The 534-nt window shown below is 52.4% G+C and carries 1 protein-coding gene; it reads left to right on the top strand.

What is annotated here, in order from left to right; all coding sequences use genetic code 11:
* A partial coding sequence (locus CKO11_RS17340) for a transcription antitermination factor NusB (RefSeq protein ID WP_317851833.1) occupies positions 1–534 on the top strand: 534 nt, incomplete at both ends.

The raw sequence follows: 534 nt of genomic DNA, 5'->3' as shown, positions 1-534 counted from the left end.
GTTGCAGGAGCTCTGCTTTGGTGCACTACGAACGTTCCCGCAACTGGACTGGCTCATCAACAAGCTGATGTCCCGTCCAATGACGGGTAAACAGCGTACTGTGCATTATCTTATTATGATTGGCCTTTATCAGCTGCTGCATACCCGTATTCCGGCTCACGCCGCGCTGGCAGAGACCGTTGAAGGTGCCGTTGCTATCAAGCGTCCACAGCTTAAGGGCTTGATTAATGGTGTACTGCGTCAGTTCCAACGCCAGCAAGAAGCCTTACAGGATGAGTTTGAACAGAGCGAACAACGCTTCCTGCAACCAACGTGGTTGCTAAAACGTCTGCAAAAAGCGTATCCGCAACAGTGGCAACATATTGTCGAAGCCAATAATCTGCGTCCACCTATGTGGTTGCGCGTCAATCGTAACCATCACTCGCGCGATGCCTGGCTGGCACTGCTGGCTGAAAGCGGAATGGAAGGATTCCCACATCCGGATTATCCCGATGCTGTACGCATGGCATCCGCGGTTCCTGTAAGCGCATTACC

It is taken from the genome of Rhodobacter sp. TJ_12 (assembly GCF_020023995.1).
Taxonomy (GTDB): domain Bacteria; phylum Pseudomonadota; class Alphaproteobacteria; order Rhodobacterales; family Rhodobacteraceae; genus Rhodobacter.
This window is presented reverse-complemented; position numbering and strand designations above follow the sequence as displayed.